22 protein-coding genes are annotated in these 23,002 nt (G+C 69.6%); 17 read left to right on the forward strand and 5 right to left on the reverse strand.

What is annotated here, in order from left to right; all coding sequences use genetic code 11:
• The coding region (locus U4Z31_RS11125) for an alginate export family protein (RefSeq protein ID WP_321810363.1) at nt 1–1,391 on the forward strand (1,391 nt) is incomplete at its 5' end.
• Between the two features lie 140 nt (nt 1,392–1,531).
• Here U4Z31_RS11125 and U4Z31_RS11130 read toward each other — a convergent pair.
• Complete coding sequence (locus tag U4Z31_RS11130; RefSeq protein ID WP_044846117.1) at nt 1,532–3,118, reverse strand: acid phosphatase; 1,587 nt, start codon at nt 3,116–3,118, stop codon at nt 1,532–1,534.
• Between the two features lie 221 nt (nt 3,119–3,339).
• Between U4Z31_RS11130 and U4Z31_RS11135 the strand changes: the two genes are divergently transcribed.
• The 3 genes from U4Z31_RS11135 (at nt 3,340) to U4Z31_RS11145 (ending at nt 5,685) form a co-directional block, all read left to right on the forward strand.
• Entirely contained in the window at nt 3,340–4,689 is a 1,350-nt protein-coding gene (locus tag U4Z31_RS11135) for a cytochrome-c peroxidase (protein ID WP_321802143.1), read from the forward strand.
• 127 nt (nt 4,690–4,816) lie between these two features.
• Nucleotides 4,817–5,203: a hypothetical protein gene (locus U4Z31_RS11140; protein WP_044846115.1), complete on the forward strand. Its 387-nt coding sequence runs from the start codon at nt 4,817–4,819 to the stop codon at nt 5,201–5,203.
• An 11-nt stretch (nt 5,204–5,214) separates the two neighbouring features.
• Nucleotides 5,215–5,685, forward strand: coding sequence for an NUDIX hydrolase (locus U4Z31_RS11145; protein ID WP_044846139.1), 471 nt, complete (start codon nt 5,215–5,217; stop codon nt 5,683–5,685).
• A gap of 125 nt (nt 5,686–5,810) precedes the next feature.
• On the opposite strand, the gene U4Z31_RS11150 is transcribed toward U4Z31_RS11145, so the two are convergent.
• Nucleotides 5,811–7,520, reverse strand: coding sequence for a glutamine--tRNA ligase/YqeY domain fusion protein (locus U4Z31_RS11150; RefSeq protein WP_044846114.1), 1,710 nt, complete (start codon nt 7,518–7,520; stop codon nt 5,811–5,813).
• A gap of 252 nt (nt 7,521–7,772) precedes the next feature.
• On the opposite strand from U4Z31_RS11150, the gene U4Z31_RS11155 reads away from it, so the two are divergent.
• The 4 genes from U4Z31_RS11155 to U4Z31_RS11170 all read left to right on the forward strand — a co-directional run bounded on the left by U4Z31_RS11155 (nt 7,773) and on the right by U4Z31_RS11170 (nt 9,964).
• Nucleotides 7,773–7,982: an ornithine acetyltransferase gene (locus tag U4Z31_RS11155; RefSeq protein WP_006497729.1), complete on the forward strand. Its 210-nt coding sequence runs from the start codon at nt 7,773–7,775 to the stop codon at nt 7,980–7,982.
• Nucleotides 7,983–8,143: 161 nt separating this feature from the next.
• Nucleotides 8,144–8,698, forward strand: a complete 555-nt coding sequence (locus U4Z31_RS11160; protein WP_321810364.1) for an alpha/beta hydrolase — start codon at nt 8,144–8,146, stop codon at nt 8,696–8,698.
• 271 nt (nt 8,699–8,969) lie between these two features.
• Nucleotides 8,970–9,398, forward strand: a complete 429-nt coding sequence (locus tag U4Z31_RS11165) for a L,D-transpeptidase (RefSeq protein ID WP_044846112.1) — start codon at nt 8,970–8,972, stop codon at nt 9,396–9,398.
• A 41-nt stretch (nt 9,399–9,439) separates the two neighbouring features.
• Nucleotides 9,440–9,964, forward strand: a complete 525-nt coding sequence (locus tag U4Z31_RS11170; protein WP_321810365.1) for a hypothetical protein — start codon at nt 9,440–9,442, stop codon at nt 9,962–9,964.
• Nucleotides 9,965–10,023: 59 nt separating this feature from the next.
• Here the strand turns inward: U4Z31_RS11170 and U4Z31_RS11175 are convergent, their stop codons facing one another.
• Nucleotides 10,024–11,244, reverse strand: a complete 1,221-nt coding sequence (locus U4Z31_RS11175) for a CaiB/BaiF CoA transferase family protein (protein ID WP_124523014.1) — start codon at nt 11,242–11,244, stop codon at nt 10,024–10,026.
• 240 nt (nt 11,245–11,484) lie between these two features.
• On the opposite strand from U4Z31_RS11175, the gene alaS reads away from it, so the two are divergent.
• On the forward strand, nt 11,485–14,109 hold the full coding sequence (alaS, locus tag U4Z31_RS11180; RefSeq protein ID WP_321810366.1) for an alanine--tRNA ligase: 2,625 nt from the start codon (nt 11,485–11,487) through the stop codon (nt 14,107–14,109).
• A gap of 260 nt (nt 14,110–14,369) precedes the next feature.
• On the opposite strand, the gene U4Z31_RS11185 is transcribed toward alaS, so the two are convergent.
• Nucleotides 14,370–15,290 carry a LysR family transcriptional regulator gene (locus U4Z31_RS11185; RefSeq protein WP_321810367.1) on the reverse strand — a complete coding sequence of 307 codons (921 nt, stop codon included), beginning with the start codon at nt 15,288–15,290 and terminating at the stop codon, nt 14,370–14,372.
• Between the two features lie 124 nt (nt 15,291–15,414).
• Here U4Z31_RS11185 and U4Z31_RS11190 point away from each other — a divergent pair, with 124 nt between their 5' ends.
• The 8 genes from U4Z31_RS11190 (at nt 15,415) to U4Z31_RS11225 (ending at nt 22,458) form a co-directional block, all read left to right on the forward strand.
• On the forward strand, nt 15,415–16,692 hold the full coding sequence (locus tag U4Z31_RS11190) for a YbfB/YjiJ family MFS transporter (protein ID WP_321810368.1): 1,278 nt from the start codon (nt 15,415–15,417) through the stop codon (nt 16,690–16,692).
• A 122-nt stretch (nt 16,693–16,814) separates the two neighbouring features.
• Entirely contained in the window at nt 16,815–17,351 is a 537-nt protein-coding gene (locus U4Z31_RS11195; RefSeq protein ID WP_044846107.1) for an NUDIX domain-containing protein, read from the forward strand.
• A 146-nt stretch (nt 17,352–17,497) separates the two neighbouring features.
• Complete coding sequence (locus U4Z31_RS11200) at nt 17,498–17,935, forward strand: acyl-CoA thioesterase (protein WP_044846106.1); 438 nt, start codon at nt 17,498–17,500, stop codon at nt 17,933–17,935.
• Nucleotides 17,936–17,948: 13 nt separating this feature from the next.
• Nucleotides 17,949–18,884 carry a branched-chain amino acid ABC transporter permease gene (locus U4Z31_RS11205; protein WP_321810369.1) on the forward strand — a complete coding sequence of 312 codons (936 nt, stop codon included), beginning with the start codon at nt 17,949–17,951 and terminating at the stop codon, nt 18,882–18,884.
• Nucleotides 18,877–20,103 carry a branched-chain amino acid ABC transporter permease gene (locus tag U4Z31_RS11210; RefSeq protein ID WP_321810370.1) on the forward strand — a complete coding sequence of 409 codons (1,227 nt, stop codon included), beginning with the start codon at nt 18,877–18,879 and terminating at the stop codon, nt 20,101–20,103. Before U4Z31_RS11205 ends, U4Z31_RS11210 begins: the two co-directional genes overlap by 8 nt.
• Nucleotides 20,100–20,849: an ABC transporter ATP-binding protein gene (locus U4Z31_RS11215; protein WP_321810371.1), complete on the forward strand. Its 750-nt coding sequence runs from the start codon at nt 20,100–20,102 to the stop codon at nt 20,847–20,849. The genes U4Z31_RS11210 and U4Z31_RS11215 overlap by 4 nt, the downstream gene beginning before the upstream one ends.
• The gene (locus U4Z31_RS11220) at nt 20,846–21,550 is read left to right on the forward strand and encodes an ABC transporter ATP-binding protein (RefSeq protein ID WP_321802150.1); all 705 of its coding nucleotides are present in this window, start codon (nt 20,846–20,848) and stop codon (nt 21,548–21,550) included. Before U4Z31_RS11215 ends, U4Z31_RS11220 begins: the two co-directional genes overlap by 4 nt.
• Nucleotides 21,551–21,711: 161 nt before the next feature.
• Nucleotides 21,712–22,458 (forward strand): glucose 1-dehydrogenase, encoded by a 747-nt coding sequence (locus tag U4Z31_RS11225; protein WP_257774079.1) that lies wholly within the window; start codon nt 21,712–21,714, stop codon nt 22,456–22,458.
• Between the two features lie 23 nt (nt 22,459–22,481).
• On the opposite strand, the gene U4Z31_RS11230 is transcribed toward U4Z31_RS11225, so the two are convergent.
• Nucleotides 22,482–22,976 carry a heme-degrading domain-containing protein gene (locus tag U4Z31_RS11230; RefSeq protein WP_321810372.1) on the reverse strand — a complete coding sequence of 165 codons (495 nt, stop codon included), beginning with the start codon at nt 22,974–22,976 and terminating at the stop codon, nt 22,482–22,484.
• Between the last annotated feature and the right edge of the window lie 26 nt (nt 22,977–23,002).

Raw genomic sequence — 23,002 nt, forward strand, 5'->3', positions numbered from 1 at the left:
CGCAGCCTTCGGCTGCGTCATCGGTTTCGACCTCGACGCCGGCAGCGACCCAGACGGCCACCGCCGCATCGGCCTGCACGGCCAAGCGCCCGACGGTGCTGTTCAACCGCTGGCAGGAGGACTGGTCGGTGCTCGCGAATCCGTGCGTGCCGCGTGCGCCGCTCGACGGACTGAAATACATTCCGCTCGGCAACGATCCGGCCTCCTATCTATCGCTCGGCGTGAACCTGCGCGAGCGGCTGGAGACCAACGACGCGCCGCTGTTCGGGATCGGCTCCGCGCAATCGGACACGTACCTGATCCAGCGCGTCGAAGTGCATGCCGATGCGCATCTCGGCCAGCACTGGCAGTTCTTCGCGCAGTTGCAGGACGCGCGCGCGTTCGGCAAGAACACGGTGTCGCCCGTCGACAAGAACCCGCTCGATCTCGAACAGGCGTTCGCGACTTACACGGGCGCGCTCGGCGGCGGCACGTTCAAGTTCCGCGTCGGCCGGCAGGAGATGGCGTTCGACCTGCAGCGCTTCATCGCCACGCGCGACGGCCCGAACGTGCGGCAGGCGTTCGATGCGGTCTGGGCCGATTACGAATACGGGAAATGGCGCTTCATCGGCTACGCGACGCAACCGGTGCAGAACCGCAACGCGTCCGATTTCGACGACGTATCCAATCGCGGTCTCACCTTCAGCGGCGTGCGCGTCGAGCGGCAGTCGGTCGGGCCGGGCGACCTGTCCGGCTACTGGTCGCGCTACAACCGCCGCAACGCGCGTTTCCTCGATGCGAGCGGCGCCGAGCATCGCGATGTGTGGGACGTTCGCTACACGGGCACGCAGGGCCGTTTCGACTGGGATCTCGAGACGATGCTGCAGACCGGGACGGTCGGCAACGACACGATCGGTGCGTGGGCAGTCGGCTCGATCGCGGGCTACAAGCTCGATGCGCCGTGGTCGCCGCGCGTCGCGTTGCAGATCGATGCGGCCTCGGGCGACCGGCATCCGCACGACGGCCGCGTCGGCACCTTCAATCCGCTGTTTCCCAACGGCTATTACTTCACGCTGGCCGGCTACACGAGCTATGCGAACCTGATCCACGTGAAGCCGTCCGTGACGCTGAAGCCGTCGGCGAACCTGTCGCTGCTCGGCGCGCTGGGTTTCCAGTGGCGCGAGACGACCGGCGACGCCGTCTATCAGCAGCCGAACATTCCGGTGCCGGGCACGGCAGGCAAGGGCGGCCGCTGGACGGGGATGTACGTGCAGCTGCGCGCGGACTGGACGATCGCCGCGAACCTGATCGGCGCGGTCGAGGCCGTGCACTTCCAGGTCGGCGACGCGATCCGGCAGGCGGGCGGGCACAACGCGGACTACGTCGGCGTCGAGCTGAAGTACGGTTGGTGACGCGGCCGCGCAGCAACGCGCGCGCATGAAAAACACCCCAAAGGCTGGATTCGCATCCGGCTTTTGGGGTGCAGGTCGCCGCGGGTTGCCCTTCGTTCGTCCGGGCCGGCCGCGCGGCCGGCCCGTTCGCGGTGATGCCGTTACAGGTTCGGCGACAGCGTGAGCGCGTTCGTCAGGTCGCCCATCGGCTGCGCGCCGTTCGCCTTCAGTGCGTCGTCGCGCTGCTGCAGGCCCGGCAGGCGCGGCAGCGAGAAGCGGCGCGTGATGAGACGCAGGATCGAACCCGTGTCGTACTGCGTGTGGTCCACGAAACCCTTCTTCGCGTACGGCGACACGATCAGCGCCGGAATCCGCGTGCCCGGACCCCAGCGATCGGCGGTCGGCGGCGCGGCATGATCCCAGAAGCCGCCGTTCTCGTCGTACGTGACGACGACGACCATGTTCTTCCACTGCGGGCTTGCCTGCAGGTGCGCGATCACGTCGGCGATGTGCTGGTCGCCGGAGGTGACGTCCGTGTAGCCCGGGTGCTCGTTCAGGTTGCCTTGCGGCTTGTAGAACGTGACTTGCGGCAGCGTGCCCGCGTCGATCGCCTTGATGAACTCGGCGCCGTTCGCGCCGCCGTCGAGCAGGTGCTGCGCGCGGCTCGCGGTGCCCGGTGCCTGGTTCGCGAAGTAGTTGAACGGCTGGTGGTGCGGCTGGAAGTTCGGCGTCGACAGGTCGGCGCCGTAGATCACGTTCGACGTGCCGTTCTGGCTTGCCTGCAGCGCCTGGCCCCACGCGCCGCCGTACCATGCCCACGACACGCCCGCGTTGGTCATCAGGTCGCCGATGTTGGTCGCCGTCTGCGGCGGCATCGTCGACGGATTGGCCGGATCGGCGAGCAGCGGATCGCCGCCCGTGGCTGCCTTGTTGCCGCTCGGCTGATACGGCGGCTGCATCGTGTTGACCGCGAAGAAGTCGGGCGTGATCGCGCCGTCGTTGACGAACTTCGGCGGGCCGCTGAGCGCGGACGCGGGCGAGTTCGTCGCAACCTTCAGCGACTTGCCGTCCGCGTTCAACACGGCGATCTTGCCGGCTGCGGGGCTCGTGTTCGCGTTCGCGTAGAACGGCGCGCACGCGCAGATCAGGTACTGGTGGTTCAGGAACGAGCCGCCGAATGCGCCCATGAAGAAGTTGTCGGCGAGCACGTACTGCTGCGCGATCTTCCACAGCGGCAGCTTCGACGGATCCGGCGTGTAGTGGCCCATCGTCAGGCCGCCCGCATCGGTCCATGCGGCGTACATGTCGTTCTTGCCGCCGTTGATCTGCATCTGGTCCTGGTAGAAGCGGTGCACGATGTCGCGCGTCGCGATGCTCATCGACTGGTTGAAGCCCTTCGGATCGTCGATCGCGAACGGCGCGTTCGGCAGGTTCGCCGTCATCGCCTCGGTGACCGCCGGCGTGATGCCGGTCGCGGTCAGGCCGCCCCAGATCTTCGGCAGCGTCGCCATCGTCGAGCCGTCGCGATCCTTCTGCACCGAGTTCGCCGCCGTCGCATTCTGCAGGCCGTTCGCGCCGGGGAAGTTGCCGTACAGGTTGTCGAAGCTGCGGTTTTCCGCGTAGATCACGACGACGTTCTTGACGGCCGACAGGCCTTGCTGCGTGACATCGTCGCCGCCGCAGGCGGTCAGGCTGAGCGCGGCCGCGAGGGCGATCGGCGTGTAACGAATCCAGGCGTGCTTCTTCATGCGATGTTCTCTCTTTCGTCGTGTGTCGCGTGTGGGAATCGCGGTGGTGTCGGGCCGGCGCGGGAACCTTCGGACACCTGCCGGCTGCGCGCATTATCTGGAACCGATTTGACAGCCGGGTGTAGGGGCGCTTTCAAATGACTGTCGGTCGAACGTCATGCGGCGGTCACGGAACTGACATAAGCTCCGGCCGATTGCCCACCGCTACAAGAAGAACGACGATGCACAGCCTTCTGAAATCCTTCGCGTCCGCGCGATCGCTGATCCCTGCCGCGGCGGCGCTGGCGCTGGTCGGCGGGCTCGCGGCGCTCGCCGGTTGCGATGCGCGCCCCGGTGCCGATGCATCGGCCGCCGCCATCGTGCCGGCGGCACAGGCCGCACCGGCCGCTCCGGCAGTCGCGCCGGCCAGCCAGCCGCAGACGCGCGCACAGGTATTCGAGGGCGTGAAGCAGATGACGGCGCTCGGCAAGCAGTTGTTCTTCGATCCGTCGCTGTCCGGGTCCGGCAAGCTCGCGTGCGCGTCGTGCCATAGCGCCGAGCATGCGTTCGGGCCGCCGAACGCGCTGTCGGCGCAACTCGGCGGCGACGACATGCACAGCACGGGCTTTCGTGCGGTGCCGTCGCTGAAGTACCTGCGCGGCATTCCGCCGTTCAGCGAGCACTTCCACGATTCGCCGGACGAAGGTGACGAAAGCATCGATGCGGGCCCGACCGGCGGGCTGACCTGGGATGGCCGCGTCGATACGCGCGATGCGCAGGCGCGCATTCCGCTCACGTCGCCCTTCGAGATGAGCAGTTCGCCGGCGCGGGTTGCGAAGGCGGTGCGCGCCGCGCCGTATGCCGACGCGTTCCGCAAGGCGTTCGGCGACCAGGTTCTCGGCGACGACCAGGCGACGTTCGGTGCGGTGCTGCGCGCGCTCGACGCATTCCAGCAGCAGCCGGCGCTGTTCGATCCGTACACGAGCAAGTACGACGCCTATCTGGCCGGCCACGCGCAGCTCACGCCCGCGGAGCTGCGCGGGCTGCAGCTGTTCAACGACGAGAAGAAGGGCAACTGCGCGAGCTGCCACGTGAGCCAGCGCACGCTCGAAGGCGGCCCGCCGCAGTTCAGCGATTTCGGCCTGATCGCGATCGCGGTGCCGCGCAACCGCGCGCTGCCGGTCAATCGCGATCCGCGCTTTTACGACCTCGGCGCGTGCGGCCCCGAGCGCACCGACCTGAAGGGCCGCGACGAATTCTGCGGGCTGTTCCGCACGCCGTCGCTGCGCAACGTCGCGCTGCGCAAGACGTTCTTCCACAACGGCGTGTACCACTCGCTCGAGGACGTGATGCGCTTCTACGTCGAGCGTGACATTCATCCGGAGAAGTTCTATCCGGTCGTGCACGGCAAGGTGCAGGTCTACGACGACCTGCCGAAGCGCTACTGGCCGAACATCAACCGCGAGCCGCCGTTCGACCGCAAGCGCGGCGACGCGCCCGCGCTGAACGCGGCCGAGATCAGGGACGTGATCGCGTTCCTGAACACGCTGACCGACGGATATCAACCGGCAGCCGCGTCGGCGGCCCGCTAGACGACGTTCCTGGCGGCACGCATGCTATGCTCGCTGGCTGACGGGCGTGGCGCGTGCCGGTTCGCCGGCCGCCGGAGTGCCGGCCGCGCGCCATGCCGTTCGATCGAACATCCAAGGAGAACAACACATGTCGATGCGTGCATCCCTTTCCGTCGTCACGCGCGTGCTGGCCGGCGCCGCGTGCGCAGCCGCGATGCTGCCTGCCTACGCACAGAGCAACCTGGGCTTCCTGAACGACACGCCGCTCGCCTACTTCAGCAAGACCGACCGTGCGTCGCTGGCCAAGGCCGTGGCGCAGGTGCGCGACGAAGGCAAGGACGGCGAGACCACGACCTGGCAGAGCAGCGGCCGCGGCACGCAGATCGATGCGAAGCTCACGCCGTCGACGTCCGAGAACGACGGCAAGACCTGCCGCGAGATCGCCACCGACATTTCCGCGAAGGGCCAGACGCTGACGCTCAAGCCCGTCTATTGCAAGACCGCCACGGGCAAGTGGCAGCTGCAGAAGCGCTGAGCGCGCGTGCAATGAAGCGCAGCGGTGCGTCGCGCACGGTGTCGTGCGGCGTCGTGATTCTCGACGGGGCCGGCCGCGTATTCCTCGCGCACGCGACGGACACCACGCACTGGGACATCCCGAAGGGGCAGGGCGAGCCCGGCGAATCGCCGGTCGACGCGGCGCTGCGGGAGCTGCGCGAGGAAACCGGCATCGAGTTTGCGCCGGCGCGGCTGCTCGATCTCGGCCGCTTCGCCTACCGTCACGACAAGGACTTGCACCTGTTCGCGGTGCAGGTCGCGGACGACGAGATCGATCCCGCGCGCTGCACGTGCACGTCGCTGTTCCCGAGCCGTCGCGACGGCTCGCTGATTCCCGAGATGGACGCGTATCGCTGGACCGCGCCCGGCGACGTCGACGCGTATGCAAGCCGCAGCCTCGCGCGGCTGTTTCGCACGACGCTGTCGCTCGCGGATCTGCATCGGCGGTTGGCGAGCGCGTGAGCGTGGCGGCCGGTGCTGCCTGCCGCGCGATTTCCGCGCACGCAATAAAAAACGGCCCGAAGGCCGTTTTTTTTCATCCTGCGGCGGGCGGTGCGAGGCCGCCGCGCCGCGCGCGGAGCAGGCCGTCAGGCCGGTTTGCCCCAGCTGTCGCGCAGCCCGACGATCCGGTTGAACACGGGCTTGCCCGGCTTCGAATCGACGCGGTCGGCGACGAAATAGCCGTGACGCTCGAACTGCAGGCGCGTTTCCGGCGCGACGTCGCCGGCGCCCGGCTCGACGTAGGCCTGCGTGACCTTCTTCGAGTCCGGGTTCAGCGCCTCGAGGAAGTTCGCGCCGCCCGCGTCCGGGTGCGGCGCCTTGAACAGCCGGTCGTAGATCCGCACTTCGGCCGCCTGCGCGTGCTTCGCGCTGACCCAGTGGATGTTGCCCTTGACCTTGTAGTTGTTCGCGCCTTCGGTGCCCGACTTGCTGTCCGGGAAGTAGTTGCAGTGCACGGCCGTCACGTTGCCGTCGGCGTCCTTGTCGAAGCCCGTGCATTCGATCACGTAGCCGTAGCGCAGGCGCACCTTGTTGCCCGGGAACAGGCGGAAATAGCCCTTCGGCGGGTTCTCGACGAAGTCCTCGCGCTCGATCCACAGCTCGCGCGAGATCGGGAAGGTGCGCACGCCGCGGTCGGGATGGTGCGGGTGCACGGGCGCCGTGCACGCTTCTTCCTGGCCTTCCGGATAGTTGTCGATCACGAGCTTCAGCGGATCGAGCACGGCGACCGAGCGCGGCGCCTTGTCGTCGAGGTCGTCGCGCAGCGCACCTTCGAACACGCTCATGTCGATCCACGAATCGACCTTCGTCACGCCGATCCGCTCGCAGAACAGGTGAATGCTCTCCGGCGTGAAGCCGCGGCGGCGGATGCCGACGATCGTCGGCATGCGCGGGTCGTCCCAGCCTTCGACGTGACCTTCGGTGACGAGCTGCAGCAGCTTGCGCTTGCTGGTGATCGCGTACGTGAGGTTCAGGCGCGAGAATTCGATCTGTTGCGGCAGCGGGCGCGTGAATACGCCGGCTTCCGCGAGTTCGTTCAGCACCCAGTCGTACAGCGGGCGGTGATCCTCGAATTCGAGCGTGCACAGCGAATGCGTGATGCCTTCGAGCGCATCCGAGATGCAGTGCGTGTAGTCGTACATCGGATACACGCACCATGCGTCGCCGGTACGGTAGTGATGCGCGTAGCGGATCCGGTAGATCACCGGGTCGCGCATGTTCATGTTCGGCGACGCCATGTCGATCTTCGCGCGCAGCACGTGCTCGCCTTCCTTGAACTCGCCGGCCTTCATCCGGCGGAACAGGTCGAGGTTTTCCTCGGGCGAGCGGTCGCGGAACGGCGACGGCTTGCCGCCTTCGGTCAGCGAGCCGCGGTTCGCGCGCATTTCCTCGGCGCTCTGGCTGTCGACGTACGCCTTGCCGCGCTGGATCAGCAACTCGGCGAATTCGTACAGCTTGTCGTAGTAGTCGCTCGCGAAATACTGGTGATCGACCGCGTCCTTGCGCCAGTCGAAGCCGAGCCAGCGCACGGCGTCGACGATCGAGTCGACGTATTCGACGCTTTCCTTTTCCGGGTTCGTGTCGTCGAAGCGCAGGTGGCACACGCCGCCGTAGTCGCGCGCGACGCTGAAGTTCAGGCAGATGCTCTTGGCATGGCCGATGTGCAGATAGCCGTTCGGCTCGGGCGGGAAGCGCGTCTCGACGCGGCCGCTCCATTTGCCGGTGCGGTTGTCGTCGTCGATGATGTTGCGGATGAAATTGGAAGCCGCGGGGGCGTCGTTGCGTTCGGTGCTCATGCGGTTGGCGTCAGGTTGTGTCGGCGCGTCGCGCCGGTTTAATCCCGTAATTCTACCTGACCGGGGTCCGTCCCGCGCGGGTTGCGGCGTCGGCAGGGCGGTTCGCGCTGCCGATCGCAATATCTCGATAGTGTGTCGGCTGTAACACGACGTAAATCGGATTGCCCCCCGCATTCGGCTTTTCCTATGATGGCTTCACCGAATCAATGCCGCCATTCGCAGTTTTTGCGGGGCGGGAGGAAGCCAACAATCATGATGAAGAAGACCACTTTTCTCGTTCGTACCGCGGTAATCGTCGCGGCCCTGTCGCAACTCGGCGCATGCGCGATGACGCATACGCAGCGTAACGCCGGGATCGGCGCGGCAGCGGGCGGCGCGCTCGGCTACCTGATCACGGGCGGCCCGGTCGGCACGGTCGCCGGCGCCGCGGCAGGCGGCCTCGTCGGCGCCGGCGTGCGCTGACCGAAGCCGGCGCGCGTGAGCGCCGGCCGGTCGCGTGCGCAGCGCGACCGATTCATGTACCGCACATCCATTCCGCGATTCGACAGGCAACATCAGGGAGGAGCGGGTGTGCGACACTTCGTCGACGTTACATAACGACTTCATGCGTCGACGAACCTTCCATGAGCGATTCTCTCGTTTTCGTGCTGCCGGGCTACGGCAACTCCGGCCCGTTCCACTGGCAAAGCCGCTGGGAGCGCGCCGACGCGCGTTTCGTGCGCATCGCGATGCCCGACTGGGACCGTGCGTTCCGCAACGGCTGGTGTCTCGCGCTCGATCGTGCGGTCGAAGCCGCACCGGGCCCCGTGACGATCGCCGCGCACAGCCTCGGCACGCTGACCACCGCGTGGTGGGCGACCCGCTACGCGCGGCCGGCCGCGCTCGCGAAGGTGCGCGGCGCGCTGCTCGTCGCGTTGCCCGATCCGGCCGGGCCGGCGTTTCCGGCCGACGCGCACGGCTTCGGGCCGGTGCCGCACGAGCGGCTGCCGTTTCCGACCTGCGTGGTTGCGAGCAGCGACGATCCGTACGGCTCGCTCGCGTTCGCGCGCGGCTGCGCGCACGCGTGGGGCAGCGCGTTTCATGACCTCGGCCCGCGCGGCCACATCAACGCGGACAGCGGGCTCGGCGACTGGCCGCAGGGGCGCGGCTGGCTCGACGCGCTGGCGGGCGCAGGTTGACCGTGTCGCGCAGGGCGGATCGCAGGACCTTCAGATCGTCTGCTTCGCCTTCAACGTCGCGATCCGTTCGTTGTCGTGGCACAGCAACGGCGGAGCCACGCGCGTCGACAGTCACCCGTAGCGTGTCGCGCCATCCGGGCTCATCGTGGTAGGCGTGCGCGGCAGCGGACTCCTGCCGTTGGACAGCGCTCCGAATTTCTGACGTGTCCCATATCGCTTGAAGTCGGTAGTGGGTAGTCTGGCGGGCCATTCGACCAGACGGAAAGCCTCCATGCCAGTCCAGCCCGCACGATCCGACCGAACCAAAGAAAACAACGGCGCCGCGACGAAACGGATTCAGGTTGATCTGTCACGGCAATGCGTGGAAGCATACGAGGGGCGCGTTTGCGTGTTCCGCTTCGACTGCGTGACAGGCGACCGCGAGCACCCGACCGATCGGGGCACGTTCAGAATCCTCCGCAAGCACCACCCCTATCGCAGTCGCATGTATAACGCGCAGATGGATCATGCAATGTTCTTCACCGCGGATGGCAAGGCGTTTCATCAATACCACGGACCGATGCCGCTCGGCGTCGTGCGGCTGGCTCGCAATTCACTGAGTGACCGGTTCGGCTCGCGCGGATGTGTGCGGCTGAACGAGGCCGATGCGCGGCAGTTGTACGAATGGACACCGGTCGGAACCATGGTGCAGGTGTCATGACGCCCGCGGCAACAGGCCGGCTCGCTCGCGCGGCCGGCGCGGTGTTCGTCGCCGTGCTCGTCGTATTGGCTTGGCGAAGCATGGTCGGGGGCGCCGGCAGTCCCGTGCCGATCGCGCCGGGTACCGAAATACTCAGTGTGCAGCCGGATGAGGTGATGTCGTTCGTCTACTCCGCCGGTACGCTGAACGTGAACGCGCATCGCGTGCAGTCGGCGGCGCCGTTCTCCGTACGCGTCACGTTCGACGGCCGTGTTTCCCGGCAGTGTGTCGCGCCCCCTGGGCTGGCCGACCGGCTCGCGCCGCTCACCACGCTGATCGTGCGCGGCAGTGTGCCCGTCGCCGCGCTTGCGACGGCGTTCCCGACGCCGCTCGGCACGTTGGAAATGCGCGATCGCATCGCCTCCGAACCGCTTCCGACATTGGTATTCCGGGGGGCGGCCGACACGGACCCGGTGGCAGTCACCGGCCTCCCGGGCGCGGGCGGTCGTGCGATCGTCGTCGATCCGGCCGCGCGTGCCGCGCTCGCACTGCTCGCTGGCGGGTGCGATACGCTTGCGCAGCGCTGACCCCCGATATACCCGGCCGACACTGCTTGCGTGGGCGGTCGGCCGGGTATCACACGCGCTCAGATCGCCTGCTTCGCCTTCAACGCGGCGATCCGCACATCGTCGTAGCCGAGCATGTCGCGCAGCACGTCTTCCGTCTGCGCGCCCAGCAGCGGCGGGGCGGTGCGCGCATCGGGCGGCGTCGCGCTCATCCGGATCGGATTGCGCACGAGCTTCACGTCCGCGCCGCACGGGTGCGGCAGCGACACCTGCATTCCGCGCGCGACCACCTGTTCGTTGTCGAACACCTCGTCGAGTTCGTTGATCGGCCCGCACGGCACGCCGGCCGCTTCGAGCACGGCGATCCAGTCGGCCTTGCCGCGCGCCTTCACCATCTCCGCGAGGATCGGCACCAGCGTGTCGCGGTGGCGCACGCGCGACGGATTCGTCGCGAACCGTTCGTCGTCGGCCAGCTCGGGCCGCCCGCCGGCCTCGACGAACTTGCGGAACTGCCCGTCGTTGCCGACCGCGACGATGATCCAGCCGTCGCTCGTCTGGAACGTCTGGTAAGGCACGATGTTCGGGTGCGCGTTGCCCCAGCGCACCGGCGGCTTGCCGCTCGCGAGGAAGTTGGTGTTCATGTTCGCGAGCAGCGCGACCTGCACGTCGAGCAGCGCCATGTCGATGTACTGGCCTTCGCCCGTGCGATCGCGGTGCGCGAGCGCGGCGAGCACCGCGATCGTCGAATAGAGGCCCGTCGCGAGATCGGCGATCGCCACGCCGGCTTTTTGCGGGCCGCCGCCCGGCTCGCTGTCGCGCTCGCCGGTGATGCTCATGAAGCCTCCGATCCCCTGGACGATGAAGTCGTAGCCCGCGCGGTGCGCGTACGGGCCCGTCTGGCCAAATCCGGTGACCGAGCAGTAGACGAGATCGGGCTTCACCGCACGCAGCGATTCGTAATCGAGCCCGTATTTCTTCAGCTGGCCGACCTTGTAGTTCTCGAGCACGACGTCGCTCTGCGCGGCGAGCTCGCGCACGATTTGCTGGCCTTCCGGCGTCGCGATGTCGACCGTCACCGAGCGCTTGTTGCGGTTCGCCGCGAGGTAGTACGCGGCCTCGGCCGTATCGGCGCCGGTCGCGTCCTTCAGGTACGGCGGCCCCCAGTGGCGCGTGTCGTCGCCGGCGCCGGGGCGCTCGACCTTGATCACGTCCGCGCCGAAATCGGCAAGCGTCTGCGCGCACCACGGGCCCGCGAGCACGCGGGTGAGGTCCAGCACGCGGATATGGCTCAGGGCACCCATCGTCGAATCGTCTCCTTTCATGGCTCGCCCGGCCCGAGGCAAGGCGGATTGGCATGCCGAGCATCTTAAGGCGAATCGGCCGCGCCGGTGGCCCAGGCCGCTCGTCCGGCGCGGCGGGCCGCTGGCGTGGGAGCCGCCGATCTGTATCGTATAATCGCTCGTTTACGATATCTGCCCGCCGTGCGTCCGCGAGGACGGCCGGCGTTTGAAGCCGTCTCAGCCAGACATTCCCCGCACGCCATGAAAGCTGCCGAAATCCGCGAGAAATTCCTCAAATTCTTCGAATCGAAGGGCCACACGATCGTCCGCTCGTCGAGCCTCGTGCCCGGTAACGACCCCACGCTGATGTTCACGAACTCGGGCATGGTCCAGTTCAAGGACGTGTTCCTCGGCACGGATCCGCGTCCGTACACGCGCGCCACGACCGCGCAGCGCAGCGTGCGCGCGGGCGGCAAGCACAACGACCTCGAGAACGTCGGCTACACGGCGCGCCACCACACGTTCTTCGAGATGCTCGGCAATTTCTCGTTCGGCGACTACTTCAAGCACGACGCGATCCGCTTCGCGTGGGAACTGCTGACCACGGTCTACCAGCTGCCGAAGGAAAAGCTGTGGGTCACCGTCTACCAGGAAGACGACGAAGCGTACGACATCTGGGCGAAGGAGGTCGGCGTGCCGACCGAGCGGATCATCCGCATCGGCGACAACAAGGGCGCCCGCTACACGTCGGACAACTTCTGGACGATGGGCGACACCGGCCCGTGCGGCCCGTGTACCGAAATCTTCTACGACCACGGCCCGGACGTGTGGGGCGGCCCGCCGGGATCGCCTGAAGAAGACGGCGACCGCTACATCGAGATCTGGAACCTCGTGTTCATGCAGTTCAACCGTGACGCGCAGGGCAACATGACGCGTCTGCCGAAGCAGTCGGTCGACACCGGCATGGGCCTCGAGCGCCTCGCCGCGGTGCTGCAGCACGTGCACAGCAACTACGAGATCGACCTGTTCCAGAACCTGATCAAGGCCGCCGCGCGCGTGACCGAGATCAGCGATCTCACGAACAACTCGCTGAAGGTGATCGCCGATCACATCCGCGCGTGCTCGTTCCTGATCGTCGACGGCGTGATCCCCGGCAACGAAGGCCGCGGCTATGTGCTGCGCCGCATCGTGCGCCGCGCGATCCGCCACGGCTACAAGCTCGGCCGCAAGGGCTCGTTCTTCCACAAGCTGGTGGCCGACCTCGTCGCCGAGATGGGCGCAGCCTATCCGGAACTGAAGGAAGCCGAGCAGCGCGTGACCGACGTGCTGCGCCAGGAAGAAGAGCGTTTCTTCGAGACGATCGAGCACGGGATGTCGATCCTCGAAGCGGCGCTGGCGGATGTCGAAGCGAAGGGCGGCAAGGTGCTCGACGGCGAACTCGCGTTCAAGCTGCACGACACGTACGGTTTCCCGCTCGACCTCACGGCCGACGTGTGCCGCGAGCGCGGGATGACGGTCGACGAGCCGGCGTTCGACGACGCGATGGCGCGTCAGCGCGAGCAGGCGCGCGCGGCTGGCAAGTTCAAGGCCACGCAGGGCCTCGAATACTCGGGCGCGAAGACCACGTTCCACGGTTATGAAGAGATCGCGTTCGACGACGCGAAGGTCGTCGCGCTGTACGTCGACGGTTCGGCCGTCAACGAAGTGAAGCACGGCCAGGATGCGGTCGTCGTGCTCGACCACACGCCGTTCTACGCGGAATCGGGCGGCCAGGTCGGCGACCAGGGCGTGCTCGCGAATGCCGCGACGCGCTTCTCGGTGGCCGACACGCTGAAGGTGCAGGCCGACGTGATCGGCCACCACGGCACGCTCGAACAGGGCACGCTGAAGGTCGGCGACGTGCTGCGCGCGGAAATCGACGCGCACCGCCGCGCACGCACGCAGCGCAACCACTCGGCGACCCACCTGATGCACAAGGCGCTGCGTGAAGTGCTCGGCGCACACGTGCAGCAGAAGGGCTCGCTCGTCGACGCGGAGAAAACCCGCTTCGACTTCGCGCACAACGCGCCGCTGACCGACGACGAAATCCGTCGCGTCGAGCAGATCGTCAACAACGAGATTCTGGCCAACGCGCCGGGCATCGTGCGCGTGATGCCGTACGACGAAGCGGTGAAGGGCGGCGCGATGGCGCTGTTCGGCGAGAAGTACGGCGACGAAGTGCGCGTGCTCGACCTCGGCTTCTCGCGCGAACTGTGCGGCGGCACGCACGTGCACCGCACCGGCGACATCGGCTTCTTCAAGATCGTCGTCGAAGGCGGCGTCGCGGCCGGCATCCGCCGGGTCGAGGCGATCACCGGCGACAACGCGGTGCGCTACGTGCAGGAGCTCGATGCGCGCGTGAACGAAGCGGCCGCCGCGCTGAAGGCGCAGCCGTCGGAACTCACGCAACGCATCGCGCAGGTGCAGGACCAGGTGAAGTCGCTCGAGAAGGAATTGGGCGCGCTGAAGTCGAAGCTCGCGTCGAGCCAGGGCGACGAGCTCGCGCAGCAGGCGATCGAAGTCGGTGGCGTGTTCGTGCTGGCCGCGACGCTCGACGGCGCGGACGCGAAGACGCTGCGCGAGACGGTCGACAAGCTGAAGGACAAGCTGAAGAGCGCGGCGATCGTGCTGGCGGCCGTCGAAGGCGGCAAGGTCAGCCTGATCGCGGGCGTCACGCCGGACGCGAGCAAGAAGGTCAAGGCCGGCGAGCTCGTGAACTTCGTCGCGCAGCAGGTCGGCGGCAAGGGCGGCGGCCGTCCGGACATGGCGCAGGCAGGCGGCACGGAACCGGCGAACCTGCCGGGCGCGCTGGCAGGCGTCAAGGGCTGGGTCGAAGAGCGTCTTTGATCGGCATGGCTGGTGATGCGGTGTGGTCGGGCTGACCGCGTCGCGTCACATCGCTTCGCATCAAAAAAAGCGACCCGATCGGCACGTGTGCCGGTCGGGTCGTTTTGTTTTTGTCGGTATGAAGAATTAGCGCGCTCGCTGGCACTCGCCTGCGTTCCCGGCTCGGGCAGACGCCGACGCGGCCACCACCGCCCTGGCCGCATCGCCCGTGTCGGAATGAAGATCGAGCGCGCGCACCAGCGGCCGCCGGCGATCCCGACTCAGGCCGACACCGATGCGGCCACCGCCGCCTTGGTCGCATCACCTGGCCCCCGCGCAGCCTCGCCCAGCGCATCACGCAACGCGGCGAGCGCCGCCGATGCGTAACCATGCCGCCACGCGAGCAGCGTGTCGATCCCTTCGAGTTCGGGGATCGTGTGGGCGGCGACGTTGCCGGTCTCCGGCTGCAACTCGAGCACCGAGCGCGGCGCGACCGCGATGCCGGCGCCGGCCGCGACGCATGCGACGATCGCGTGATACGAACCGAGTTCGAGCACGCGCGCGGGCTTCGTCCCGTGCGCCGCATACCATTGCTCGACATATTTCCGGTACGTGCAGCCGCGCTCGAACGCGACCAGCGTCGGCAGGATCACGTCGCGCGGCGTGCGCACCGGCGGATGGCCGCGCGGCGTCAGCAGCACGAGATCCTCGCGGAAGATCGGCACCGTCTCGAACGTGTCGGGCAGCGTGTCCGGCTCGGGCGGCCGCGCAAACAGCGCCGCGTCGATCTCGAAATCACGCACCTTGTCGATCAGCCAGCCGGTCGTGCCGGTCACGAGCTCCAGCGACACGTCGGGCCACGCATGGTGATAGCGCGCGAGCACGGTCGGCAGCCGGCTCGCGGCCGTGCTTTCCATCGTGCCGAGCCGCAGCCGCCCGCGCGGCGTGTCCTCGCGCACCGCATCGCGCGCCTCGTCGGCAAGCGCGAGCAGCCGCTCCGCGTACGGCAGCAGCGTGTGCCCGGCCGGCGTCAGCACGAGCCGGCGGCCGTCGCGCACGAACAGCGCCGCGCCGAGTTCCTCCTCGAGCTGCTTGATGCGCGTCGTCACGTTCGATTGCACGCGATTGAGCTTCGCCGCCGCGCGCGTCACACCGTTCTCGCGCACGACAGCCCGGAAAATCGCCAGCGCCGCCAGGTCCATGATTCTCTCCCGGAGATATGTTGATTCTTGATTATTCATTTATCGAGAATGTTCGGTCAAGCTACGATACAAGCGTTGCGATTTCCGTTCCGGCCGGCGCGCGCCGCGCGCGGCCCATGCCGCCATGTCCCGTTCCGATGCGTCGAGCGCCGTCGCCGGCGTACACCTGCCCGATGACGCCGACCGCCGCGCCCGCGCGGCCGCGCTCGCCTGCATGATCGGGCTGGCGGTCGCGCTCGGCGTCGGCCGCTTCGCGTTCACGCCGCTGCTGCCGCTGATGCTCGCCGACGGCTCGATCGGCCTGAAGGCCGGCAGCTGGCTCGCGTCGGCGAACTACGCGGGTTATTTCGTCGGCGCGGTCAGTTGCGCGGCCGTGCGGGTCGCGCCCGCGCGGATGGTGCGCTTCGGGCTGGCCGCCACCGTGCTGTTGACTGCGGCGATGGGCGTCGGCCATCTGCTCTCCGTGTGGCTCGTGGTGCGCTTCGTCGCGGGCGTCGTCAGCGCATGGACGTTCGTGTTCGTGTCGCAATGGGGGCTGCGGCGGCTCACCGAACTGCATGCGCCCGAGTGGAGCGGGGTGATCTACGCGGGGCCGGGCGTCGGGATCGTGCTGACCGGGCTGATCGGCAGCGCGCTCGCCGGCCATCGCGCGGCGCCCGGCTGGCTCGGCTTCGCGGCGTTGTCGGCGCTGCTGTCGGTCGCGATCTGGCGCACGTTCGGCAGCGCGCCGGGGCCGGCCGCCTCGACAACCGCCGCGCGGGGCGCCGCGGCGCCGGCCGTGCGCGAGCGACCGGCCGCGCCGGCCGCGGCACCGCACGACGCACGGCGCCATCGCGCCGACGGCGCGTGGCTCGTCGTGCTGTACGGGATGCCGGGCTTCGGCTACATCATCACCGCGACGTTCCTGCCGGTGATCGCGCGGGCCGCGCTGCCGGCCGGCTCGCCGTGGCCCGACCTGTTCTGGCCGATGTTCGGCGCGGCGCTGATCGTCGGCGCGATCGCCGCGTCGCGATTGCCCGGCCACTGGGACAACCGGCTGCTGCTCGCCGCCGGCTGCGCGACGCAGGCGCTCGGGATCGCGGCGGGGATCGTCTGGCCGAACGCGGCCGGCTTCTCGGCCGGCAGCGCGCTGCTCGGCCTGCCGTTCACCGCGATCACGCTGTTCGCGATGCGCGAGGCGCGGCGGCTGCATGGCGAGCGAGCGGCCGGGCTGATGGGCTATGCGACCGCGTCGTACGGGGTCGGGCAGATTCTCGGCCCGCTCGTCGCCGCGCCGCTGACCGCGCGCTTCGGGTCGTTCTCGCCGGCGCTGTGGGTCGCGGCAGGCGCGTTGCTCGCCGGTGCCGCCGGCTTCGCGGCGACGGCCGCACGCGGGCGCGCGCAACCCCGCATGCAACCCTGACATCACCGGGGCCGGATCGTCTGCGGCGCGGGCAAACTCGCTAGAATGAGGCCTTTCCCGCGCCGAGCGGGCGCGCGACGCGGCCGGCAGGCCGCCGCCGGGCGTTCGCCAGATCCCCATCGATGACCACCGCCGACTACCGTTTTTGCCCGCGCTGCGCGCGTCCGCTGACCGAGCGCGCCGATCCCGACCACGAAGGCGGCCGCATCCGCCGGGCCTGCCCGGACGACACGTGCGGCTACGTGCACTGGAACAACCCGCTGCCGGTGGTGGCGGCGATCGTCGAGCTCGACGGCAAGATCCTGCTCGCGCGCAACGCGGCCTGGCCGGAAGGGATGTTCGCGCTGATCACCGGCTTCCTCGAGAACGGCGAGACGCCCGAGGACGGCATCGCGCGCGAGGTGTTCGAGGAAACCGCGCTGAAGGCCGAGCAGGTCACGCTCGTCGGCGTCTATGAATTCATCCGCAAGAACGAACTGATCATCGCGTACCACGTGCGCGCGTCGGGCACCGTCGCGCTGTCGCCGGAACTGCTCGAATACCGGCTCGTCGATCCGCCGCTGCTGCGCCCCTGGCGCGCCGGCACCGGCTACGCGCTCGCCGACTGGATGCGCGCGCGCGGCCTCGATTTCGAATTCGTCGACCGAGCGGGGCAGTGACGGGCCGCGCCGCCGCCATGTCGTCCGTCGCGCCGGGCACGATCGCGGCGCGGCACCTCGCCATTCGCCGGCGGGCCGTTCCGCACGGCCGCCGCGCGACGTGCGCTTCATCTTCCTCGTCCTGACCAGACCTGACCGCCATCGCCATGTCCGACAAGCCGCAGCCGCGTCCGCGCGACGCCTACCGCCACTTCCTGCCGATCACGACCCGCTGGATGGACAACGACGTCTACGGGCACGTGAACAACGTCGTCTACTACAGCTACTTCGACACCGTCGTGAACGAATACCTGATCCGCGCGGGCGTGCTCGACGTCGAGCACGGGCAGACGATCGGGCTCGTGGTCGAGACGCAGTGCAACTACTTCGCGCCGCTCGTCTTTCCGCAGTCGGTCGACGCGGGGCTGCGCGTCGCGAAGCTCGGCACGTCGAGCGTGCGCTACGAGATCGGGCTGTTCGCGGCGGGCGAAGCCGCGCCGGCCGCGCAGGGACACTTCGTGCACGTGTACGTCGATCGCGGCACGCGCCGCCCGGTGCCGCTGCCGGACGCGCTGCGCGCGGCGCTCGAACCGCTCGCCGGCTGACGGGCGCGCGGCGGTGCACGCGTTCGCGCTCCAGGCGTTCAACGGCCTCAGCTACGGGTTGCTGCTGTTCATGCTGTCGGCCGGCCTCACGCTGATCTTCAGCGTGCAGGGCGTGCTCAACTTCGCGCATGCGAGCTTCTACATGCTCGGCGCGTACGTCGGCTACAGCATCGCGGCCCGCGCGGGTTTCTGGCCCGCGCTCGGGCTCGCGCCGCTCGCGGTCGGGCTGCTCGGCGCCGGCTGCGAGCGCGCCCTGCTGCGCCGCGTGCAGGCGCACGGGCACACGAGCGAACTGCTGCTGACCTTCGGGCTCGCGTACCTGATTGGCGAGGGCGCGAAACTGCTGTGGGGCCTCGCACCGCTGCCGGCCCCGGTGCCGCCGCTGTTCGACGGCGCGCCCGTGACCGTGTTCGGCCTCGCGCTGCCGCGCTACAGGCTCTTCATGATGGCGATGTCCGCGGCGATGCTGGCCGCGCTCGGCGCGCTGCTGCGCGTGTCGCGCCTCGGCCTCGTCGTGCGCGCCGCGCTCACGCACCGCGCGGCCGTCGAGGCGCTCGGCTACGACGTGCCGCGCGTGATGACGGGACTGTTCGGCGCGGGCACCGCGCTCGCGGCGCTGGCCGGCGTGATCGGCGCGCCGCTCGCGGTGATCGAGCCGGCGCTGGCCGAGACCGTCGGGTCGGTGGTGTTCGCGGTCGTCGTGATCGGCGGGCTCGGCTCGCTCGGCGGCGCGTTCGCCGCGTCGCTCGCAGTCGGCTTCGCGCAGACCTTCGCGGCGTCCAGCGACACGTCGCTGCGCGACCTCGCGCGATGGGCGGGCCTCGCGCTGCCCGACGGCGTCGCGGCCGTGTCGATCGCGCAGCTCGCCCCGCTGGTCCCGTACCTGCTGCTCGTCGCGGTGCTGGTCGCCCGGCCGCGCGGGCTGTTCGGCGAGCGTGTCGATGGCTAGCCGCGCGCGGGCCGGCGCGCTGCGCTGGGTGCTGTTCGCCGCGTGCGTGGCCGTGCCCGCGTGGCTGTGGCCGCATGGCGCGGTGCTCGGCTATCTCGCGCAGACGGCCGCGCTCGTCGTGCTCGCGCTGTCGTACAACCTGCAGCTCGGCACGACCGGGCTGCTGTCGTTCGGCCATGCGGCCGTCGCGGGGCTCGGCGCGTTCGCCGCCGCGCACTGGTTCAATCATGTCGGCGCGCCGCTGCCGCTGTTGCCGCTCGTCGGCGGCGCGGCCGGCGCGGGCTTCGGGTTCCTGGCCGGCCTGCTCGCGACACGCCGCGCGGGCACCGTGTTCGCGATGATCACGCTCGGCCTCGGCGAATGCGTCGCGGCGGCCGCGTGGAGCGTGCCTGCGTGGTTCGGCGGCGTCGGCGGCGTGCCGATCGACCGCGCGAGCGGCGCGCCCTGGGGCGGCTGGCATTTCGGTGCGCAAACGCAGGCCTACGCGGTGATCGCCGCATGGTGCATCGTGTCGGCGCTGGCGATGCACGCGCTGACGCGCACGCCGCTCGCCCGGCTCGCGAACGCGGTGCGCGACAACCCCGCGCGCGTCGCCGCGCTCGGCACCGAGCCGCGCCGCGTGCGGCTCGCGATGGTCACCTGCGCGTCGTTCTTCGCGGGCATCGCGGGCACGCTGACGCTGATCGACGTCGAGATCGCGACGCCCGACAGCGTGTCGATGGCGCGTTCGGCGACCGTGCTGATCGCCGCGGTGATCGGCGGCACCGGCACGTTCTTCGGGCCGGCGGCCGGTGCGGTGGTGCTGACCGCGCTGAGCGTCGTCGTCGCGGGCGTGTCGCGCGCATGGGCGCTGTATCTCGGCGTGCTGTTCGTCGCGGTCGTCGTCGCCGCGCCGCGCGGGATCGCGGGCATCGCGCAAGCGTTCGCGCATGCATTGCGGCGCGGCGCGCCGGCGGCCGAGCGGTGGCGCCTGTTGTGCGGCGTCGGCGCGTGCGTGTTCTGGGGCGTCGCGATCGTCTGCGCGGCCGAGCTCGGCTATGCGTGGCGTTTCGCGCAGGACGACGGCACCGGCATCGCGTTCGGCGCGTGGGGCATCGACGCCGATTCGCCGGCGGGCTGGGCCGTCGCGGCTTCGGCGGCCGGCATCGGCACGCTGCTGTGGGGCTGGCGCGCGCGGTTGCTGAACCACGGGCACGGCACGCGGGAGGACGGGCGATGAACGGCAACGCGATCGCGCTCCACGGGATCGTGCAGCGTTTCGGCGCGCAGACCGTGCTCGACGGTGTCGAACTGAGCATCGCGGCCGGCGAGCGTCATGCGCTGATCGGGCCGAACGGCGCGGGCAAGTCGACGCTGTTCGGCGTGATCGCCGGCGCGACGCGGCCGACGCGCGGGCGCGTCGTGCTGCACGGTGTCGAGTTGCGCGGGCGCGGGCCGGTCGTCGCGAGCCGGCTCGGCATCGGCCGCAGTTTCCAGCAGACGAGCGCGTTCGCGCGGCTGAGCGTGTTCGACAACCTGCGCTGCGCGGCGCTGCATGCGCCGGCCGAGCGGCGGCGCTGGTGGAACCGGCTGCGCGAATCGGCCTCGGTCGATCGCGCGGCCGCGCGCGTGCTGCACGACATCGGTCTCGATGCGCGGCGCGACGCGCCGGCCGGCGCACTCGGCTATGCGGAACAGCGCGCGCTCGATCTGGGCATCGCGCTCGCGAGCGGCGCGCGCACGCTGCTGCTCGACGAGCCGACCGCCGGCATGAACCGCGACCAGGCGGCGCGGATGATCGCGCTGATCCGCGCGACGACGCAGGGCCGCACGGTGCTGATGATCGAGCACGACATGGACGCGGTGTTCGGCTTCGCCGAGCGCATCACGGTGCTCGTGCGCGGCACGGTGGTCGCGACCGGTGCGCCCGACGCGATCCGCGCGGACCCGGCCGTGCGCGCCGCCTATCTCGGCGAGGGCGCATGAGCGCGCTGCTCGACATCCGCGGCCTGCGTGCGTGGTACGGGCGGCAGCCCGTGCTCGACGGCGTCGATCTCGCGCTCGCGCCGGGCGAGACGCTCGCGCTGCTCGGCCGCAACGGCGCGGGCCGCTCGACGCTCGCGAAGGCCGTGATGGGGCTCGTGCGCACCGCGGGCTCGGTGCGCATCGCCGGCGCCGAATGCGCGGGCGCGCGCACGTTCGAGATCGCGCGTCGCGGCGTCGCGTACGTCGCCGAAAGCCGCGACGTATTTCCGCTGCTGAGCGTGCGCGACAACTTGCGGCTCGGGCTGCGCGGCCTGCGCGGCGCGGCCGAACGTGCCGCGCTCGACCGGCTGCTCGCGCGCTTTGCGCTGCTGGGCGCGCGGGCCGACGTGAAGGCCGGGCGGCTGTCGGGCGGCGAGCAGCAGGTGCTCGCGCTGGTGCGCGCGCTCGCCGGCCGCCCGCGCGTGCTGATCGTCGACGAACCGGCCGAAGGGCTCGCGCCGCTCGCGGTCGACGCAGTCGGCGCCTGCCTTGCCGCGCTGCAGGACGACGGCGTCGCGATCCTGCTGATCGAGCAGCGGCTGCAGCTCGCGCCGCGGCTCGCGCAGCGCGTCGCGGTAATGGGGCGCGGGCGGATCGTCTACGACGGCGCGCTCGACGGGCTCGCCGGCGACGTCGTCGGCACGTGGCTGAGCGCCGGCTGACCGTCCGTCGGCCGATTGTTCGGCAAACCTCGCCAGTCAATTCGTGTCGAGCCGCTTTATCGCGGCCGCCGGAACCGCGAAGATTGCCAGCAAGGCCGGTGCGCCGCGACAGGCGCGACCGGTACCTATCCATCGAAGTCTTCCGACTGAGGAATGAAATCATGAGCAAGCTGGCAGGCAAGGTCGCGATCGTCACGGGCGCTTCCAAGGGGATCGGCGCCGCAATCGCGAAGGCGCTGGGCGCCGAAGGCGCGTCGGTCGTCGTCAACTACGCGAGCAGCAAGGCCGGCGCCGACGCGGTCGTGAGCGCGATCGTCGAAGCGGGCGGCCGCGCGGTCGCGGTCGGCGGCGACGTGTCGAAGGCAGCGGACGCGCAGCGCATCGTCGATACGGCGATCGACACGTACGGCCGTCTCGACGTGCTGGTCAACAATTCCGGCGTGTACGAATTCGCGCCGATCGAGGCGATCACCGAAGAGCACTACCGCCGGCAGTTCGACACGAACGTGTTCGGCGTGCTGCTGACGACGCAGGCCGCCGTCAAGCATCTGGGCGAAGGCGCGAGCATCATCAACATCAGTTCCGTGGTGACGAGCATCACGCCGCCCGCGAGCGCCGTGTACAGCGGCACCAAGGGCGCCGTCGACGCGATCACCGGCGTGCTCGCGCTCGAACTCGGCCCGCGCAAGATTCGCGTGAACGCGATCAACCCGGGCATGATCGTGACCGAAGGCACGCACAGCGCGGGCATCATCGGTTCGGACCTCGACCGGCAGGTGCAAAGCCAGACGCCGCTCGGCCGCCTCGGCGAGCCGGACGACATCGCGTCGGTCGCGGTGTTCCTCGCATCGGACGATGCGCGCTGGCTGACCGGCGAGCGCCTCGTCGCGAGCGGCGGGCTGCACTGACCGCGCGAGCCGGCGCGCGCCCGCTACGCGATCATCGCGAGCGCGTTCGCGCCGACATGCCAGCGCAGGCTCTCGACGACGAGCGCATGATCGCGTTCGTCGTCGAGCCCGGCGATCGCCATCGCGCCGACGATGCCGCCGTCGGCCAGCCGCAGCGGCACGCCGCCGCCGTCGAGCGCATAGTCGGCATCCGACAATCCCTGCGACTGCAACGACCAGCCGGCGCGGCGAAAGCGCGCGCCGACCTCGAGCGAACTGACGCCGAAGCGCAACACCGTGTTCTGCCGGCGGCGGATCGCGTCGCTGTCGCGGGCGCGGCTGCCGTCGAGCGCGCAATAGAACAGCGGTGCGGCTTCGCCGACGATGCCGACCGCGATCGGCAGCCCGCGGCGCGACGCGAGATTGACCGCGATGTCGCCGAGCCGGCGCGCGACGTCGGCATCGAAGTGCGCCAGCATCGGCGTTGAGGCCGTGTCGCCGAAGGGCGTGGGCGCGCAGCGCGGGAAGGGTGTCGCCATGGCAGCTCCGTGTCGTCGCAAGTCCG

The sequence above is a fragment of the Burkholderia sp. BCC1985 genome, assembly GCF_905339915.1.
Lineage (GTDB): Bacteria > Pseudomonadota > Gammaproteobacteria > Burkholderiales > Burkholderiaceae > Burkholderia.

What these genes read in the sequence shown, in the direction of transcription:
- U4Z31_RS11130 (WP_044846117.1), bottom strand. Translation starts at nt 3,118, where the DNA reads ATGAAGAAGCACGCCTGGATTCGTTACACGCCGATCGCCCTCGCGGCC.
- U4Z31_RS11135 (WP_321802143.1), top strand. Translation starts at nt 3,340, where the DNA reads ATGCACAGCCTTCTGAAATCCTTCGCGTCCGCGCGATCGCTGATCCCT.
- U4Z31_RS11140 (WP_044846115.1), top strand. Translation starts at nt 4,817, where the DNA reads ATGTCGATGCGTGCATCCCTTTCCGTCGTCACGCGCGTGCTGGCCGGC.
- U4Z31_RS11145 (WP_044846139.1), top strand. Translation starts at nt 5,215, where the DNA reads ATGAAGCGCAGCGGTGCGTCGCGCACGGTGTCGTGCGGCGTCGTGATT.
- U4Z31_RS11150 (WP_044846114.1), bottom strand. Translation starts at nt 7,520, where the DNA reads ATGAGCACCGAACGCAACGACGCCCCCGCGGCTTCCAATTTCATCCGC.
- U4Z31_RS11155 (WP_006497729.1), top strand. Translation starts at nt 7,773, where the DNA reads ATGATGAAGAAGACCACTTTTCTCGTTCGTACCGCGGTAATCGTCGCG.
- U4Z31_RS11160 (WP_321810364.1), top strand. Translation starts at nt 8,144, where the DNA reads ATGAGCGATTCTCTCGTTTTCGTGCTGCCGGGCTACGGCAACTCCGGC.
- U4Z31_RS11165 (WP_044846112.1), top strand. Translation starts at nt 8,970, where the DNA reads ATGCCAGTCCAGCCCGCACGATCCGACCGAACCAAAGAAAACAACGGC.
- U4Z31_RS11175 (WP_124523014.1), bottom strand. Translation starts at nt 11,244, where the DNA reads ATGGGTGCCCTGAGCCATATCCGCGTGCTGGACCTCACCCGCGTGCTC.
- alaS (WP_321810366.1), top strand. Translation starts at nt 11,485, where the DNA reads ATGAAAGCTGCCGAAATCCGCGAGAAATTCCTCAAATTCTTCGAATCG.
- U4Z31_RS11185 (WP_321810367.1), bottom strand. Translation starts at nt 15,290, where the DNA reads ATGGACCTGGCGGCGCTGGCGATTTTCCGGGCTGTCGTGCGCGAGAAC.
- U4Z31_RS11190 (WP_321810368.1), top strand. Translation starts at nt 15,415, where the DNA reads ATGTCCCGTTCCGATGCGTCGAGCGCCGTCGCCGGCGTACACCTGCCC.
- U4Z31_RS11195 (WP_044846107.1), top strand. Translation starts at nt 16,815, where the DNA reads ATGACCACCGCCGACTACCGTTTTTGCCCGCGCTGCGCGCGTCCGCTG.
- U4Z31_RS11200 (WP_044846106.1), top strand. Translation starts at nt 17,498, where the DNA reads ATGTCCGACAAGCCGCAGCCGCGTCCGCGCGACGCCTACCGCCACTTC.
- U4Z31_RS11210 (WP_321810370.1), top strand. Translation starts at nt 18,877, where the DNA reads ATGGCTAGCCGCGCGCGGGCCGGCGCGCTGCGCTGGGTGCTGTTCGCC.
- U4Z31_RS11215 (WP_321810371.1), top strand. Translation starts at nt 20,100, where the DNA reads ATGAACGGCAACGCGATCGCGCTCCACGGGATCGTGCAGCGTTTCGGC.
- U4Z31_RS11220 (WP_321802150.1), top strand. Translation starts at nt 20,846, where the DNA reads ATGAGCGCGCTGCTCGACATCCGCGGCCTGCGTGCGTGGTACGGGCGG.
- U4Z31_RS11225 (WP_257774079.1), top strand. Translation starts at nt 21,712, where the DNA reads ATGAGCAAGCTGGCAGGCAAGGTCGCGATCGTCACGGGCGCTTCCAAG.
- U4Z31_RS11230 (WP_321810372.1), bottom strand. Translation starts at nt 22,976, where the DNA reads ATGGCGACACCCTTCCCGCGCTGCGCGCCCACGCCCTTCGGCGACACG.